The sequence below is a fragment of the Acidovorax sp. DW039 genome (genome assembly GCF_037101375.1).
Classification (GTDB): domain Bacteria; phylum Pseudomonadota; class Gammaproteobacteria; order Burkholderiales; family Burkholderiaceae_C; genus Acidovorax.
Window position 1 is genome coordinate 1,819,204 of the sequence record NZ_AP029019.1, and the last position, 15,644, is coordinate 1,834,847.

Consider the following 15,644-nt stretch of genomic DNA (forward strand, 5'->3'; position numbering starts at 1 on the left):
TTTTGATAGCTGCTTGCGCTTATTCATCAAGCGCTAGCGGCCAATTTCATTCAAATATCTATTTGCTCGGCTTTGAGGATCTGTCATTGCTGAGCGCCGCGCAGGGCTTCGACAAGCTCAGCCCGAACGGGTGGGGGAGAACAAACACACCAACTTCACAAGAAACGCGGCCTGCGCAACTGGCGCGCCCCAGGCGTGGGCAGCCGAGCAAGGGCCTAGCCGGCCGCGCCGCCCCGCAGCGAGGGCTGCGTCCCCCTTCCCGGAGCGCGAAGCGCGCAGAGAGAAGGGGCTGAGGGCCGCGGCTCCAAGCCTGCCTGCGCAGGCTTGGACGGTCCCGAAGAGCTGTCGCCTCTGGCGACCAGCACCGAGCGGTCGCGCCTCAGGGGGATCGCCTCATCAACCCTCCACGATCATGCGAGTGCGCATTTCCAAGTGCAGCGCATGGCAGAAGTGCGTGCAGTAGCACCAGAACACGCCGGGCTTGTCGGCCACAAAGCTCACCGACTTGGTCTCCAGCGGGTTCACGATGAAGTTCACGTTGTAGTTCGGGATCGCGAAGCCGTGCGTCAGGTCCTCCACCTTGTCCAGGTTGGTCAGGATCAGCGTCACCTCGTCGCCCTTCTTCAGCTTGAACTCGCGCAGGCTGAAGGCCGGGGCTTGCGAGGTCAGCTTCACCGTGACCTTCTTGCCATTGCGGAACACGCCGGATTCCTTGGGGTCCTTGACGGCCAGCGGGAACTCATCCAGCGTGTACACCTGCTTGGGGCGCACCAGGTCGCGCTTGAAGATGATGAAGTCGTGGGGCTCGCCGCGCACCGGGTGGTCGGCCAGCAGCACCATCTTCTCGCCCGAGATGTCGATGAGCTGTTCGTTCTCGGGGTGCAGCGGGCCCACGGGCAGGAAGCGGTCCTTGGAGAACTTGCAGCCCACCGCCAGGATCTTGCCGTCGGCGGCCCTGGTTTCGGACTGCGAGGCGTTCAAGTGGCCCGGCTGGTACTGCACGTCCAGGCGGTCCACCACGTACTTGGCGGTCTTGTCGCCGGCGTGGAACTTGATGGCGGCCTCCACGTTCCACTTCACCACCTGGCTGTCCAGGAAGAGGGTGGTGTACGCATTGCCGCGGCCGTCAAAGGCGGTGTGCAGCGGGCCCAGGCCCAGCTCCACCTCGGCCACGATGGCGTCGTCCAGCTTCTCCAGCTTGCCGTCGAACCAGTCCAGCACCTTGGCCAGTTCGATCACAGTGCCGGTGGGCGAGAGCTTGCCGGCGCAGATGAAGTACTTGGCGTCGGGGCTGGCGTTCACGCCGTGGGGATTCTTGGGCACGCTCACGTAGGCGGTGAGGGCGGTCTTGGGGTCCTTGTTGGCTTCGTGCGTGCCGTCCACCACGGGCACCTTGCTGCTGCCGATGGTCTTGAACTTGCCCGCCTTCACGGCAGCCTCGATGCGCGCCACGTTGAAGAACAGGCAGGCGTCGCGCTCGGCGGACATCATGTCCTCGTACTTCGCGCCCATCTCGGTGTTGTACTGGTTGGTGGCGGCCAGCTTGCCGTCGTACGAAGTGGCGACCAGGTCGCAGTTGCCGTCGATCAGCACCTGCCAGCGCACTTCCATCGTTTCTGCATCGACGCAGCTGAACAGGGAGCGGTACTTGGTGAAGTCTTCCGAGCCGGTGTTGGGCAGGGGAATGGCGAACTCACCGCCGCAGAACACGCGCGTGGTGTAGTTGATGGCCGGGTCCACCGGGTCGGCCTTGTCGGGGAAGATGCCGTGGAAGCCCTGGACGTTGGGCAGCTTGGTGATCTTGTCGCACACGAAGTAGTCGAGACGGATGCGGGCCACGCGGCTGTTGATCTTGTCGTTGATCCAGGCGTAGCGGCCGTCGTAGTTGCCATCCTTGTACGAGGCGTGGGTGTGGTGGGTATCCGCTACTGTGTATTCGAGGTGACCGTCGGCCTTGGTGCCCATCACGGCCTTGGACTCGTTGGTGATGCCCCAGCCCACCAGCGCATCGGGCACGAAGCAGGGGATGCGCGTGATCTCGCGGCCCGAAGGCAGGCCCAGCACGCGCATGTCACCGGTGTGGCCGCCGCTCCAGAGGCCGTAGTACGTGTCCAGCTCACCAGGCTTGAGGTGCGGGTTGGCGCCTGTGCCTGTATGGGCTGCTGCGGGTGTGGCAGAGGCCGCGGCCGCAGGCGCTGTAGAGGCTGCGGGCTTGTCAGTGCAGGCAGCAACGCCGGCCGTCAGCCCCATCAGCGCAGCGGTGTTGATGAAGCTGCGTCTGCCCAGTGCTGCGGGGGCAAGTGGCTGTTCTTTGTGTTCGCTCATGGTTTACCTCTTTCAATGGGCTCAGGAAAAAACGGGAGGCGCGCGCGCCGGAGGCCTGTCAGGGACTCGTGGCGGCGCATGGGTTTGTGTGGGCGGCACTGGCAGGCGCAGTGCGCTGCGGGCAGGCAATGTGCTGGCGGCTACGTGCATTGGAGGCGCGTAGGTGGGAAGGCACAGCGCGCAGTCCAGTGCATGCGCGTGGGCTGTGGTGGCGGGGGCGGGGGCGGGTGGAGGCTCCACCCACTTGATGACACCACCACTGGAGCACACGGGTTCTGCATGGGCCTTGCGTATCAGCGGATTGCCGATGCCCACCAGCAGCGTGGCAAAAAACCATGCCATCACCCACAGGCGCAAGGTTCGGTGTTGGCACTTCAAAAACATGGGCTGGATAATAGATTCATGTAATGTGAATCTATTTGATGTGGGTCATCCTTTGACTGAGTCCCCCCGCATACATTGAGTCCATGCCAGCACTGCTGGTGGTGTTGGGGCCAGGTGATCCTTTGCGCTGCGCGTTTTGCAGCGTGCATGTGCAGTCCAACGAAAAGGCTGTGGACTGCACATAGCACATGCCATCCAGCAAAGATGCGCTGTGCCATCCGCAAGGTGCCTGCCCTGTGACTCAATCCCTTTTCAAGACAGGACGTTTGTGATGAAAAAGACTTCAATGATGTATGCCGCCCTGGCTGTGGCGCTCTCGCTGACGGTAGCTGCCTGTGGCGACAAGCAGGCGCCGCAGGCGACAGGTGCCGCGCCCGCACCCAGCGCGCAGGCACCTGCCGCACCCGCGGCTCCTGCGGCACCTGCTGCCAAGGAGAACGCCTTGGGCAAGACAGTGTTTGGCAAGACCTGCGCCATGTGTCACGCAGCGGGTGTGGCGGGTGCCCCCAAGCCTGGGGACAAGGCTGACTGGGGCCCTCGGGTGGCTCAGGGCAAGGACGTTCTGTACAAGCACGCCATCGAAGGCTTCACAGGGGCCAAGGGCATGATGCCTGCCCGTGGTGGCGGCGCCAGTTTGAGCGACGACGAAGTGAAGGCCGCAGTGGATTACATGGCCGACCAGTCTCTGTAAGGAGGCTGCGCATGAGTCGCTTTTTGTCTTCCCCTTGGTCCTCCCTCTCGCGCTCAGGTTTTTCTGAAAACCTGGCGCAGCTGCGTTTGGGGCGACGGGCCATGCTGGCCGTACCCTTGCTGGGCGGCCTGTGCAATGCGTATGGTGCCTCGCGTTCCACCCCATCTGTGTTGCGCCGCCGCGAAGTGGTCATGGGCACTGCGGTGGACATAGTGGCGCTGGGTGACGACGAGGGGGCGGTGGCAGCTGCCGTGCAAGCTGCTTACCGGCGCATGCGCGAATTGGAGGCCCAGTTCAGCCGCTTTCAGCCCGATAGCGTCATCTCTCGCATCAGCATGCATGCCGGGAAACAGGCGGTGCCTGTGCCCCCGAACGTCATGGACCTGCTGCTGGCTGCTCAGCGTGTGAATGCCTCGTCTGGCGGTGCTTTCGACATCACCGTGGGTGGACTCAAGGCCTGGCAGTTTGGCGAGGGGCTACAGCGCATGCCTGATGCCAAAGAGGTGACTCGCCAGTTGGGCTATGTGAACGCACAGGCTCTGGTGCTCAACCTGGTGGCAGGGACTGCTCACTTAAAGAAGCCCGGCATGGCACTGGACATGGGAGGGATTGCGAAATTGCCCATCCTGGACGAAGCCATGCAGGTGCTTCAAGCCCACGGTGTGCAAGACGGCCTGATCAACGGCGGTGGTGATGTGGTGGTGAGTGGCTCCATGCATGGAAAGCCTTGGCGTGTGGGCTTGCGTGACCCCAGAGATCCGTCGCGCCTGTTGGGCGCAGTGTCTGTACAAGGCCAGGCCGTAGTCGCTTCATCGGGTGATTACGAGCGCTGCTTTTTTCATGACGGGCAACGCATGCACCATGTGCTCAATCCCCGAACGGGTTGGCCTTCAACGGGTGTGCATGGTGTGAGCATGGTGGCCAGAACCGTGCAGGAGGTCAACGGACTGGGGGCGGCCATGATGGTGATGGGCCCCGCTGCAGCCCAGGCTCTGGCGCGCCGTGTGCCAGGCTTGCCCATGCTGCTGGCGCAGGCAGATGGAAAGGTGTGGCAGTCATCAGCAATGGAGCGATCGCTGGAGAGGGCATGACGAAGCCATGGCGGGTTTCGTCATGCGGGCCGGGGGTTACTGGCCCGGCACTTGAGCCTGCTCACAGTGCACTTGAATCAACTCGCGATCTGCCAGCGTATTGCCAAACCGCACGGCGCTGAGGCAGCCACCCCACACGCAGCCAGTGTCCAGTCCCAGCAGATGTGGGCGGTTGAGCCAGCCGAGGGTGGACCAGTGACCAAACGCCATCACCGTGTGTGCAGTGCGCCGCCCCGGCACATCAAACCAGGGCAGCAAGCCCTCTGGCGCAGCGGCGGCGCTTTCGGTGCTTTCGAAGTCCATCACACCTTCCGGCGAGCAAAAACGCAGGCGGGTCAGTGCGTTGATGATGACGCGCAGTCTTTCCACACCCTGCAGATCGGGGCTCCACTGATTGGGAAGGTTGCCATACATCTGGTGCAAGAACTCTCCCAGGTCGGGGCCTTGCAGAACCGCATGGACTTCCTGGGCCAGCGTCACCACATCGTCGGCCGACCAGCCGGGCAGCACGCCTGCGTGCACCATCAATAACTGCTGACCTGCATGCTGGTGCGTGCGCACCAAGGGCTGTTGACGCAGCCAGCCCAGCAGGCTCTGGCAGTCTGGCGCATCCAGCACCTGGCGCAGGGTGTCTTGCCGCGATGGCTTGCGGGCACCATGGGCTGCAGCCAGCAGGTGCAGGTCATGATTGCCCAGCAGCGGGCGGATGGCGTCGCCATGCGTCATGCAGCGGCGCAAAACCGATACCGACTCTGGCCCGCGATTCACCAGGTCTCCTAAAAGATAAAGGGTGTCGCGACTTGGAGAGAAATCGATAGTGGACAAAAGCCGTTCTAACGCTGAGTCGCAGCCCTGGATGTCGCCGATGCAGTAAATAGCCATGGTGTTCTTGAGTTTGCAGAGGCAGCGATTTTCAGGTGTTTCACTCCCAGGAAGAGCACAGTCGACTTTGAAATGAAGGCAAAGTCTTGGGGCGGGGTAGAGATGGCTTCTGGAGTCGAAGCCGTAATAGCTGTCATCAGGATTCAAATGCGCTAAAACTCTGTGCGAGTTAGGCGCTGAATTCCTCCATGGCGCTCTTTCAGAACTGGCAATGAAAGATTGCGGTAACGCGGCACGGTCGGTAAACCCGGGGGAATCTGCGCAATACTTTGAAGAAGTACGGAACTCCTTTTGTTTTTCTCGATCTAGCGCAGGCCTTGTTAATTTTTCCTATAATAGCGAATCCGCTCTACTTACCATTCATTACACACCATGACCAGCTACAAAGAACTATTGAAGCAACGTGAAGCCCTGGAGCAGCAAATCAGTGAAGCGCGCCGCCGCGAACTGAGCGATGCCATTTCCCAGGTTCGTGCTTTGGTGGCTGAATTCGGTCTGACAACCCAGGATGTGTTCCCCACAGGCCGTGCACGCAGCGCTACTGCTGGCACCAAGGTGGCGCCCAAGTACCGCAATCCAGCTACTGGTGAGACATGGACAGGCCGCGGCAAGGCTCCAAAATGGATCCAGAACGAAAATCGCGAACAATTCGCTATTTGAAAATCAGTTTTCTCCTACAAAAAAGCCCGCAGACGCGGGCTTTTTTTATGTCTCCATATTCAAATGGATGCATTCATTACCTGTTTTGAACTCATGCATGGCCAATGAAGCATTTCAGATCAATGGCTTGGCGGCACCTGGTCATTTGAATTCTAAGAGGGTTGACGTTCTTGAAACGTTTTTGTAGAGTGGTCGGAGAGCGCGCGCGGGTTGGGTGCCAAGTCCTTCTCTGAGAGCAGGTATTAACAGCAGCGAGTCTTGAAGTTTCTGAAGAACGCATTTCAAGTGCGGTATTCCTGAGGATTCCGCCTTTGCCAACCAAGCTACCCTCCCATATCCCTTTGACTTGCAGCAGCTTGCTGGGCTGACAGAATAGGCGGCATTGCCTTTTACAGGAGTTCGCCATGGCCGTTTCTTCCAAGCCGTCAGCTACCTCGTCTTTTGAGTCTCAGGGGCATGCATTTGCCCAGACCCTTCAGGGTTTTGAGACGACGTCTGGCAAGAAGGGAAAGTTTTATTCCCTGCCAGCCTTGGCAAAACAGTTTCCCCATATTCAGCGGCTGCCGGTTTCCATCCGCATCGTTCTGGAATCGGTGCTGCGCAACTGTGACGGACGCAAGGTCACTCCTGAGCATGTGGAGCAGCTCGCCCACTGGGCCCCGGTGGCCGAGCGCAAGGATGAGATTCCGTTTGTGGTGGCCCGTGTGGTGCTGCAGGACTTCACCGGCGTGCCCCTTCTGGCGGACCTTGCTGCCATGCGTAGCGTGGCCGCACGGTTGGGCAAGAACCCCAAGAAAATCGAACCGCTGGTGCCCGTCGATCTGGTGGTGGACCACTCCATCATGGTGGACCACTACGGCAAGAAGAATTCCATCGACCTGAACATGAAGCTTGAATTCCAGCGCAATAAAGAGCGCTACGAATTCATGAAATGGGGCATGCAGGCGTTCAATACGTTTGGCGTGGTGCCGCCAGGTTTTGGCATCGTGCACCAGGTCAACCTGGAGTACCTGGCACGCGGCGTACACAAGACGCGTGATGGCGTTTACTACCCCGACACTCTGGTGGGCACTGACAGCCACACGACCATGATCAACGGTATTGGTGTGGTGGGCTGGGGGGTGGGCGGTATTGAGGCCGAAGCGGCCATGCTGGGGCAGCCCGTGTATTTCCTCACGCCCGATGTGGTGGGTTTTGAACTGACGGGCCAGTTGCGCGAAGGAGTGACGGCCACCGACCTGGTGCTCACCGTGACCGAGATCCTGCGCCAGCACAAAGTGGTGGGCAAGTTTGTGGAGTTTTTTGGCGAGGGTACGCGCACCTTGTCCCTGCCGGATCGCGCCACCATTGGCAACATGGCCCCTGAATATGGCGCCACCATGGGCTTCTTCCCGGTGGACGAGAAGACGGTGGATTATTTCAAGGGCACGGGCCGAACCAAAGGCGAAATCGAGGCGTTTGAAGCCTATTTCCGCGCGCAAGGCTTGTTTGGAGTGCCTCAGGCCGGCGAGATTGATTACTCGCAGGTGGTGCGCCTGAACCTGGGGGATGTGACACCCAGCCTGGCAGGCCCCAAGCGCCCTCAGGACCGGATGGAGCTGGGAAAGGTCTCTGGCCAGTTTGCCGATCTGTTCAGCAAACCCAGCAGTCAGAACGGCTTCAACCGCCCGGCAGAGCTTTTGCACACCCGGTACCACGTGCGGCCGGTGGAAGCGCCTGCCCAGCCCAGCGCTCAGCCAGAGGTGCCAGCGCCGTCAGGTGGCCCTCGCTTCCTGGTAGAGATGGAGCAGAACCGCCCCACCTTTGCGGCAGCCCATGCCGAAGTTCCTGCCAAAGAGGCGAGCCGTCCGGGCGATGTGACGATTGGCAATGGCGATGTGCTGATTGCTGCCATCACCAGTTGCACCAACACCAGCAACCCCAGTGTGCTGTTGGCGGCAGGCCTGCTGGCCAAGAAGGCCGTGGAGGCCGGGCTCAAGGTCAAGCCTCACATCAAAACCTCGCTGGCCCCCGGTTCCCGCATCGTGACCGAATACCTGACGCAGACCGGCTTGTTGCCTTATCTGGAAAAACTGGGTTTTGCACTGGCAGGCTACGGTTGCACGACCTGTATCGGCAATGCGGGCGACTTGGCCCCCGAGCTCAATGACGCGATCACCGGCAACGACCTGGTGTGTGCAGCCGTCCTTTCGGGCAACCGCAACTTTGAGGCGCGCATTCACCCCAACCTCAAGGCCAACTTTCTGGCGAGCCCGCCCCTCGTCGTGGCCTATGCGATTGCAGGCACCGTGCTCAAGGACCTGATGACCGAGCCCGTGGGCAAAGGCAAGGGCGGGCGCGATGTTTACCTGGGTGACATCTGGCCCAGCAGTGACGAGGTCAACCAGCTCATGCGATTTGCCATGAACGGCAAAGCCTTCCGCGACAACTACGCCAAGGTGGCGTCTGATCCCGGCAAGCTGTGGGAGAAGATCCGCGGTGTCAGCGGCAATGTCTACACCTGGCCTGCCAGCACCTACATTGCAGAGCCGCCGTTCTTTGCCCAGTTTGCTATGGAAACAGGAGCTGTTAGCGCAAGCGCTGCGGGCGTTGAGGCCCCTAAAGATGCGCAACTCCCCACTGTGCACGGCGCCCGCATCATGGCGCTGTTCGGAGACTCCATCACTACCGACCATATCTCGCCTGCGGGGTCCATCAAGGAGAGCTCTCCTGCAGGCCAGTGGTTGCTACAGCACGGTGTGATGAAACAGGACTTCAACAGCTACGGTGCCCGCCGCGGCAACCACGATGTGATGGTGCGCGGGACCTTTGCCAATGTGCGCATCAAGAACCTGATGATTCCGCCCAAGCCCGATGGGTCCAGGGAAGAGGGCGGTGTCACCCTCTTTCAGAGCGAGGGGCCGCTGCAGGGCGAGAAGATGTTCATCTTTGATGCAGCCATGCAGTACATGGCCAAGGGCGTTTCCACCGTCATCTTTGCGGGGGAGGAATATGGCACGGGCTCCAGTCGCGATTGGGCGGCCAAAGGCACACAGCTGCTGGGCATCAAGGCCGTGGTCGCTCGCAGCTTTGAGCGCATTCACCGCTCCAATCTGGTGGGCATGGGGGTGTTGCCGCTTCAGTTCCGCCCAGGGGATTCGTGGGAGTCTCTGGGCTTGACCGGCAGCGAAGTCATCGACGTGATTCCCGATCCGGCCTTGACCCCCCAAAGTGATGCCCAGCTGGTCATTCATCGGCCTGGCGGCGAGCGTGTGCAGGTGACGGTGACCCTGCGCATCGATACCCCTATTGAGGTGGATTACTACCGTGCTGGCGGCATCTTGCCCTTTGTGCTGCGCCAGCTCTTGCAAAGCTGAGGGCGTTGACCGACCCCTGCAGTCTGCGGGGGACTCGTGCCTGTCTCTCCTGTAAGCACCCGTCGGATTAAAGCGGTATCGGGGGCAAACGCGTCCAGTCGTTGGGCTCACTTCGTGGGCGCGCTGGACAGAAATTTACGTCTCGATACACTCTGCCGTAGGCCCATGAATGGCCACGGGTCGCCCCGCAGGAGCTGAATTTCTCCCTCCAGATGCCGATAACCCTGTCACCCCCTGCGTGCAGGTGGTCAGGTTTACTTTGCGTTCACATTGATGGGCGCGGCAATCATTTCTTCCGCAGCTTCTTCCAGGGTGTTCAGCGGTTGGCGGCTTGGCCTCAAGGCGTAGCTTTTCTTGATGGGTAGCGCTTTTTCACCTTGTTCGCAGGCCCACCGTAGTTCCTTTTTATGAGCGTGTTCACCCGCCCCTTTATGACCCGGTTGTTCGCTTCCGAGTCACCCGCCATCACAGCCGGGTTGGTGGTGCTGGCCCTTGCGCTGGTGTTGCCACCGTTGTCCATCTTGCTGGGTGGGGAAGGGCATGCGCTGCACGGGGTTGAGCCCTTGCTCGAGCTTGTGGCCGTGCTGCTGGGGCTTCTGGTGGTGTCTGTCAGTCTGAACATGCTCGAGCCTGGGGACCAGCGCCGCGCCAATGTGTTGGTGGCCGGGTTTGGTCTGGCAGCCGTCTGCAATTTTCTGCATGGTGCGGTGGCGCATGCACCGCAGGGGCACCTGGCAGCCGGCTCTGCGGACGTGTCTGTCTGGATCAGTGCATGGGCGCGCCTTGCCGAGTGGCTGACCCTCACCTTAGTGGCGTGGCGGCGCACGTTACCCGGCCAGCCGCGCGCCTGGGCGTTGGCTGCAGGTCTGCTGGCTTTCAGTCTCCTGTGGCTTGCCACCCAAGGTTTGCCTGCATGGTTTGTGCAGGCCGATTTGCGCACGGCTGTGGCGTGGGCTCTGGTTCCTGCCTTCGGCTGGACGGCCTGGTGGCTTTATCGCAGCGCCACCTGCGAAGGGCGTGAGCGCTTTTTTGCCTGGGCGGCAGGGGCCTTCCTTTGTGGCGAGCTGGTGGTGGCATTGGGCGGTGGGCACACCATGGCGGGCAATCCGCTATCGCATGGTTTGCGCGTGGTGGCGTATGCGCTGCTGTTTCAGGGGGTATTCATCGCCGGTATCAGCCGACCTTATGTGCAGCTGCGTCAGGCGCAGGATTTGTTGCGCGAGAGCGAATTGAAGCTGCAACTGTTGGGGCGCAACCTGCCCCACAGCGTGCTTTACCAGGTGCTGCGTGACACCGATGGTCGCATCCGCTTTGTATACATGGGGGATGCCATCGAGCGGCTCAACGGCATCACGGCCGAGCAAGTGTTGCGCGACAAGAATGCACTGCACGATCAGATCATTCCCGAAGACCGGCCGCTACTGCACGCTGCCGGACGCGACTCGCTGCGCACCATGGAACCCATGGAGGTGGTGGTGCGCATGCGCAGGCCTGATGGCGAACTGCGCTGGATGCGGCTGAGCGCCTCACCGCGCTTGCAGGATGACGGCCGCGTGATATGGGACGGCGTGCAAAGCGATATCACTGCAGAACGCCTGGCCGAAGCAGCGGCCCATGCGCACGAAGCGCAAATGGCCGATGTGCTGCGCCGCGTGCCTGGCGGCGTGGCGCGTATTGACCGGGACATGCGGTTGCTCTACATCAACGAGCAACAGGCCGAATGGCTCAAGCAGCCTGTGAGTGAACTGCAGGGCAGGCGCCTGCCTGAAGTGGTACCCGCCTGGTTGATGGCGCGACTGCGGGGCCCCATTGAAGAGGCGTTTACCGGGCAGACCGTGGTGCTGGAGCACCACTCCGACTACGCGGAAGGCCGTCAGTACTGGCACACCACCTTGGTGGCCGAATCCTCCCCCGGCCAGGTGCCGCCCGCGGTGGTGCTGTTTGCATACGAGCTCACCAACCTCAAGCGCATTGAACTGGAACTGGCCTCCCAGAAGGCCCGGCTCGCCAGTGTGGTCAGTGCAATGCCCGACATGGTTTTTCTCAAGGACACCCAAGGCGTTTACCTGGCCTGCAACCCCGTGTTTGAGCGCTTTGCAGGCCGGGCCGAGCGAGACATCGTGGGGCTCACGGACGCGGACTTTCTGCCGCCTGCAGACGCGCAGGTCTTCCGTGCGCTGGATCGGCGCGCCATTGCCGCATGGCAGCCCTTGGTGTATGAAGAGACGTTGACCTTTGCCGAGGATGGCTACCAAGGGTGCTTTGAAACGATCAAGACGCCCATTCGCGACCACCAGGGCCGCGTGACGGGTGTGCTCGGGGTGTGCCGCGACATCACAGACCGCAAGAGGGCAGAGCAGGAGATAGAGAGGCTGGCGTTCTACGACGCGCTGACCGGGCTGCCCAACCGCAGACTGCTGCTGGACAGACTGCAGCGCTCCATCGCGGCAGGCCAGCGCACCAAAGCCCAGGGCGCACTCCTGTTCATCGACCTGGACAACTTCAAAGACCTCAACGACACCCTGGGGCACGACATGGGAGACCAGCTCCTGTCCCAGGTTGCCGCCCGGCTGGTGGGCTGCGTGCGCGAGACCGACACCGTCTCCCGCTTCGGAGGCGACGAATTCGTCGTCATGCTGGAAAACCTCAGCACCGACCTCAGCCAGGCCGCAGCCCAGGCAGAAGTCGTAGCCGACAAACTCCTGGCCAGCCTCAACCAGCCCTTCGAACTCGACGGAGGCCAGCACTACAGCACCCCCAGCATCGGCATCACCCTCTTTGGAGAGCAACGCCTCACCGTCGACGAACTCCTCAAACGCGCAGACCTGGCCATGTACCAGGCCAAAGCCGCAGGCCGCAACACCCAGCGCTTCTTCGACCCCGACATGCAAGCGGCCGTCAACGCCCGCTCCAACCTCGAAGCAGACCTGCGCCAAGGCCTGGCGCGAGAAGAAATCCACGTCCACTACCAACCCGTGGTGGACCACAACGGCAAACTCGTCGGAGCCGAAGCCCTGGCCCGCTGGCGCCACCCCCAGCGCGGCATGATCAGCCCCGCAGACTTCATCCCCCTGGCAGAGCAGACAGGCCTCATCCTGCCGCTAGGGCAAACCGTACTGCACACCGCCTGCAGCCAACTGGCCCAATGGGCCCACAACCCCGCCACAGCCCACCTGAGCCTCTCGGTCAACGTCAGCGCCCGGCAATTCAGGCAACCCGGCTTTGCTGCGCAAGTGCTGGGTACCCTCAAAGCGTGTCAGGCAGACCCCCGCAAACTCAAGCTCGAACTCACGGAAAGCCTGCTGCTGGGGGACATTGAAGACACCATAGAGCGGATGGAACAGCTCAAGAAAGAAGGCGTGGGCTTTGCGCTGGATGACTTTGGCACGGGGTACTCCAGCCTGAGCTACCTCAAGAGACTGCCGCTGGACCAGGTGAAGATAGACCAGAGCTTTGTGAGGGACGTGCTGAGCGACCCCAACGATGCGGCGATAGTGAGGACGATACTGGCGCTGGCCAAGAGCCTGGATCTGGAGGTGGTGGCAGAGGGGGTGGAGACGGCGGGGCAGCTGGGGTTTTTGCGGCTGCACGGGTGTGAGGGGTTTCAGGGGTACCTTTTTGGGAGACCGTTACCGCTGGATGTGCTGGAGCGTGAACACGGGTTGCATGCCCTTCCTGTGGATGCGGTGCATGCTGTAGATGAGGCGCCCCGATGATGACCCCAGTGTTGTGGCTGGACGAAGACAGTGCCCATGCCGAGGCCGCGCAGGCCGAGTTGGAATCGAGCCTTCCCGATTGCCGCTTTGTGCATGGCCGCAGTGCTGAAACCGCGGCAGGTTCGCTCGCCTCGCAGGCGTGGGCGGTGGTGGTGCTGTGCATGCCACCTGCTGCGCGTGATGTGGCGGGGCCGCTGGCCTTGTGTGCGGGCCATGCAGTGGTGATGTGCCTGAACCCCGAGCAAGAGGCGCTGGCCGCACGGGGCTTTCGCTGCGGTCTGGCCGACTATGTCTTGCGTGCGCCCCGTCACAGCCATCTGCCCGAGTTGATGCAAAGGCTGCGAGGCCTGTTGCAGCGCCGCCAGGGTGACGGCAGTGCCACGCGCAGTGTGCGAACCCAGCCTGCACCCTACGCCATGGGGCCCTTGCACTACCTGCAGCAGCAGCGCCAGGCATTGCAACTTACGCTGGGCAGCATGAGCCAAGGCATCTTCAAAACCGGGGTGGATGGCCGCATCCAGGTCTACAACCAGCGCGTGCTGGAGTTGCTCAACCTGCCAGAGTCCCTGCTCACCACCCAGCCTACCTTGGCCGAAGTGACGCAAGCCCAGGCCGCCCGGGGTGACTTTGGAGAAAGCTATTCGCTGGTGGATGAGCGCGGCCAGGCATACGTTGCACAGGGGGCCGTGGCCCAGTCGCCCGCGTTGTACTGGCGTGCCACCCGCGACGGACGAACGCTGGAAGTGCGCACGACGGCGGTACATGACGGTGGGGTGGTGCGCACGTTTACCGACGTGAGCGACTATGTGCGTGTAGAGGCGGAACTGCGCAAGAGCGAAGCGCGCTTTCGCTCGTTGAGCGACCTCTCGTCCGACTGGTACTGGGAGACTGACGCCCAAGGCCGCTTTGTGCAGCTGGTGGGTGATCTGAGCATCAATGGCATCACCCCTGCCGATGTGCTGGGGCGCACCCGCTGGGACATGGGTGCCCTGAACATGACCGAAGCCGACTGGGCTGCCCACCAGGGTGTACTGGCCAGCTGCCAGCCGTTCCGTGATCTGGAGCTGCAGCGCCGCCGCCCCGATGGAACCTTGCACTGGATCGCCGTGAGTGGTGTACCCCTGCTGGACGATGCGGGCCAGCTGCGCGGCTACCGAGGGGTAGGACGGGACATCACGCAACGCAAGGAGGTCGAGAGCCAGATTGAGCGACTGGCGTTTTATGACGCGCTCACTGGCCTGCCCAACCGCAGGCTGCTGCTGGACCGCCTGCAGCGCTCCCTCATGGCGGTGGGGCGCAGGCCCGGCCACGGTGCCTTGCTGTTCATTGATCTGGACAACTTCAAGGACCTGAACGACACGCAGGGGCACGACAAGGGCGACCAGCTGCTGGTACAGGTGGCCCAGCGCCTGCAGGGCTGTGTGCGCGCCACCGATACGGTGGCCCGGTTTGGCGGGGACGAGTTTGTGGTGCTGGTGGAAGACCTGAGCAGCACCGCAGCCCAGGCCAGCGCCGAGGCCGCGCTGGTGGCCAGCTACATCATCACCATGCTGGGCAAGCCCTACACCATCGGTGTGGAAGGAGAGGGCACCCATCACAGCACGCCCAGCATTGGCATTGCGCTGTTTGGCCCCCAGCAGCCCTGCACTGTGGACGAATTGCTCAAGCATGCCGACCTGGCCATGTACCAGGCCAAAGCAGCGGGCCGCAACACCCAGCGCTTTTTTGACCCCGACATGCAAGCCGCTGCGCGTGCCCGCTCGGCACTGCAGGCAGACCTGCGGCGCGGCCTGCAGCAGCAGGAATTGCAATTGCATTTTCAGCCCGTGGTGGATTGCAATGGGAAACTGCAGGGGGCTGAGGCCTTGGTGCGCTGGAGCCATCCGCAGCGCGGCATGGTGGCGCCTGCAGAGTTCATTGAGATGGCCGAGCAGACCGGGCTGATCCTGCCCCTGGGCCAGTGGGTGCTGGAGGCTGCTTGCGAGCAACTGGTCGCCTGGTCACGCAGCAGCCTTACCCGGGCGCTCTTCCTGTCAGTCAACGTGAGCGTGCGCCAGTTCCGGCAGACAGATTTTGTGGACCAGTTGCTGGAGGCTCTGCATCGCACTGGCGCGAACCCCGAGCGCCTGAAGCTGGAGTTGACCGAAAGCCTGCTGCTGACGGATGTGGAGGACGTCATCGCACGCATGCAGCAGCTGCGTGACCGCGGCGTGGGCTTCTCTTTGGATGACTTTGGCACGGGCTATTCGTCGCTCAGCTACCTCAAGCGCCTGCCGCTGGATCAGCTCAAGATCGACCAGGGTTTTGTGCGCGATGTGCTGACAGACCCCAACGATGCCGCCATCGTCCGCACCATTCTGGCGTTGGCCAACAGCCTGGATTTGAGCGTGGTGGCCGAGGGCGTGGAAACCGCAGGGCAGCTCGAGTTTCTGAAACAGCACGGCTGCCCCGCCTTTCAGGGCTACCTGTTCGGGCGGCCCATGCCTGTGGCCGTGCTGGAGGCCGCGTTGCAGCCCTTGTCCTCAACCAGGTCATGAAC

Annotated in this window: 9 protein-coding genes; 6 read left to right on the top strand and 3 right to left on the bottom strand. The window is 62.0% G+C overall.

Annotated features, from left to right (window positions below; translation table 11 throughout):
* Window positions 1-396 precede the first annotated feature (396 nt).
* Complete coding sequence (gene nosZ / locus AACH87_RS08170; RefSeq protein WP_338798286.1) at window positions 397-2,325, bottom strand: TAT-dependent nitrous-oxide reductase; 1,929 nt, start codon at window positions 2,323-2,325, stop codon at window positions 397-399.
* 21 nt (window positions 2,326-2,346) lie between these two features.
* Window positions 2,347-2,709: a hypothetical protein gene (locus tag AACH87_RS08175; RefSeq protein WP_338798287.1), complete on the bottom strand. Its 363-nt coding sequence runs from the start codon at window positions 2,707-2,709 to the stop codon at window positions 2,347-2,349.
* 271 nt (window positions 2,710-2,980) lie between these two features.
* Here AACH87_RS08175 and AACH87_RS08180 point away from each other — a divergent pair, with 271 nt between their 5' ends.
* Together AACH87_RS08180 and AACH87_RS08185 are read left to right on the top strand one after the other, a co-directional pair.
* A complete protein-coding gene (locus tag AACH87_RS08180; RefSeq protein WP_338798288.1) occupies window positions 2,981-3,400 on the top strand; it encodes a c-type cytochrome in 420 nt (139 codons plus the stop codon).
* A gap of 11 nt (window positions 3,401-3,411) precedes the next feature.
* The gene (locus AACH87_RS08185; RefSeq protein ID WP_338798289.1) at window positions 3,412-4,491 is read left to right on the top strand and encodes an FAD:protein FMN transferase; all 1,080 of its coding nucleotides are present in this window, start codon (window positions 3,412-3,414) and stop codon (window positions 4,489-4,491) included.
* 36 nt (window positions 4,492-4,527) lie between these two features.
* Here the strand turns inward: AACH87_RS08185 and AACH87_RS08190 are convergent, their stop codons facing one another.
* Window positions 4,528-5,373, bottom strand: coding sequence for a symmetrical bis(5'-nucleosyl)-tetraphosphatase (locus tag AACH87_RS08190; protein ID WP_338798290.1), 846 nt, complete (start codon window positions 5,371-5,373; stop codon window positions 4,528-4,530).
* 372 nt (window positions 5,374-5,745) lie between these two features.
* Between AACH87_RS08190 and AACH87_RS08195 the strand changes: the two genes are divergently transcribed.
* The 4 genes from AACH87_RS08195 to AACH87_RS08210 all read left to right on the top strand — a co-directional run bounded on the left by AACH87_RS08195 (window position 5,746) and on the right by AACH87_RS08210 (window position 15,642).
* Window positions 5,746-6,033, top strand: a complete 288-nt coding sequence (locus tag AACH87_RS08195; protein WP_338798291.1) for an H-NS histone family protein — start codon at window positions 5,746-5,748, stop codon at window positions 6,031-6,033.
* A gap of 404 nt (window positions 6,034-6,437) precedes the next feature.
* Window positions 6,438-9,389: an aconitate hydratase gene (locus AACH87_RS08200; RefSeq protein ID WP_338798292.1), complete on the top strand. Its 2,952-nt coding sequence runs from the start codon at window positions 6,438-6,440 to the stop codon at window positions 9,387-9,389.
* Window positions 9,390-9,796: 407 nt separating this feature from the next.
* Window positions 9,797-13,105 carry an EAL domain-containing protein gene (locus tag AACH87_RS08205; protein ID WP_338798293.1) on the top strand — a complete coding sequence of 1,103 codons (3,309 nt, stop codon included), beginning with the start codon at window positions 9,797-9,799 and terminating at the stop codon, window positions 13,103-13,105.
* Entirely contained in the window at window positions 13,102-15,642 is a 2,541-nt protein-coding gene (locus AACH87_RS08210; protein ID WP_338798294.1) for an EAL domain-containing protein, read from the top strand. Before AACH87_RS08205 ends, AACH87_RS08210 begins: the two co-directional genes overlap by 4 nt.
* Window positions 15,643-15,644 lie beyond the last annotated feature (2 nt).

What these genes read in the sequence shown, in the direction of transcription:
- nosZ (WP_338798286.1), bottom strand. Translation starts at nt 2,325, where the DNA reads ATGAGCGAACACAAAGAACAGCCACTTGCCCCCGCAGCACTGGGCAGA.
- AACH87_RS08175 (WP_338798287.1), bottom strand. Translation starts at nt 2,709, where the DNA reads ATGTTTTTGAAGTGCCAACACCGAACCTTGCGCCTGTGGGTGATGGCA.
- AACH87_RS08180 (WP_338798288.1), top strand. Translation starts at nt 2,981, where the DNA reads ATGAAAAAGACTTCAATGATGTATGCCGCCCTGGCTGTGGCGCTCTCG.
- AACH87_RS08185 (WP_338798289.1), top strand. Translation starts at nt 3,412, where the DNA reads ATGAGTCGCTTTTTGTCTTCCCCTTGGTCCTCCCTCTCGCGCTCAGGT.
- AACH87_RS08190 (WP_338798290.1), bottom strand. Translation starts at nt 5,373, where the DNA reads ATGGCTATTTACTGCATCGGCGACATCCAGGGCTGCGACTCAGCGTTA.
- AACH87_RS08195 (WP_338798291.1), top strand. Translation starts at nt 5,746, where the DNA reads ATGACCAGCTACAAAGAACTATTGAAGCAACGTGAAGCCCTGGAGCAG.
- AACH87_RS08200 (WP_338798292.1), top strand. Translation starts at nt 6,438, where the DNA reads ATGGCCGTTTCTTCCAAGCCGTCAGCTACCTCGTCTTTTGAGTCTCAG.
- AACH87_RS08205 (WP_338798293.1), top strand. Translation starts at nt 9,797, where the DNA reads ATGAGCGTGTTCACCCGCCCCTTTATGACCCGGTTGTTCGCTTCCGAG.
- AACH87_RS08210 (WP_338798294.1), top strand. Translation starts at nt 13,102, where the DNA reads ATGATGACCCCAGTGTTGTGGCTGGACGAAGACAGTGCCCATGCCGAG.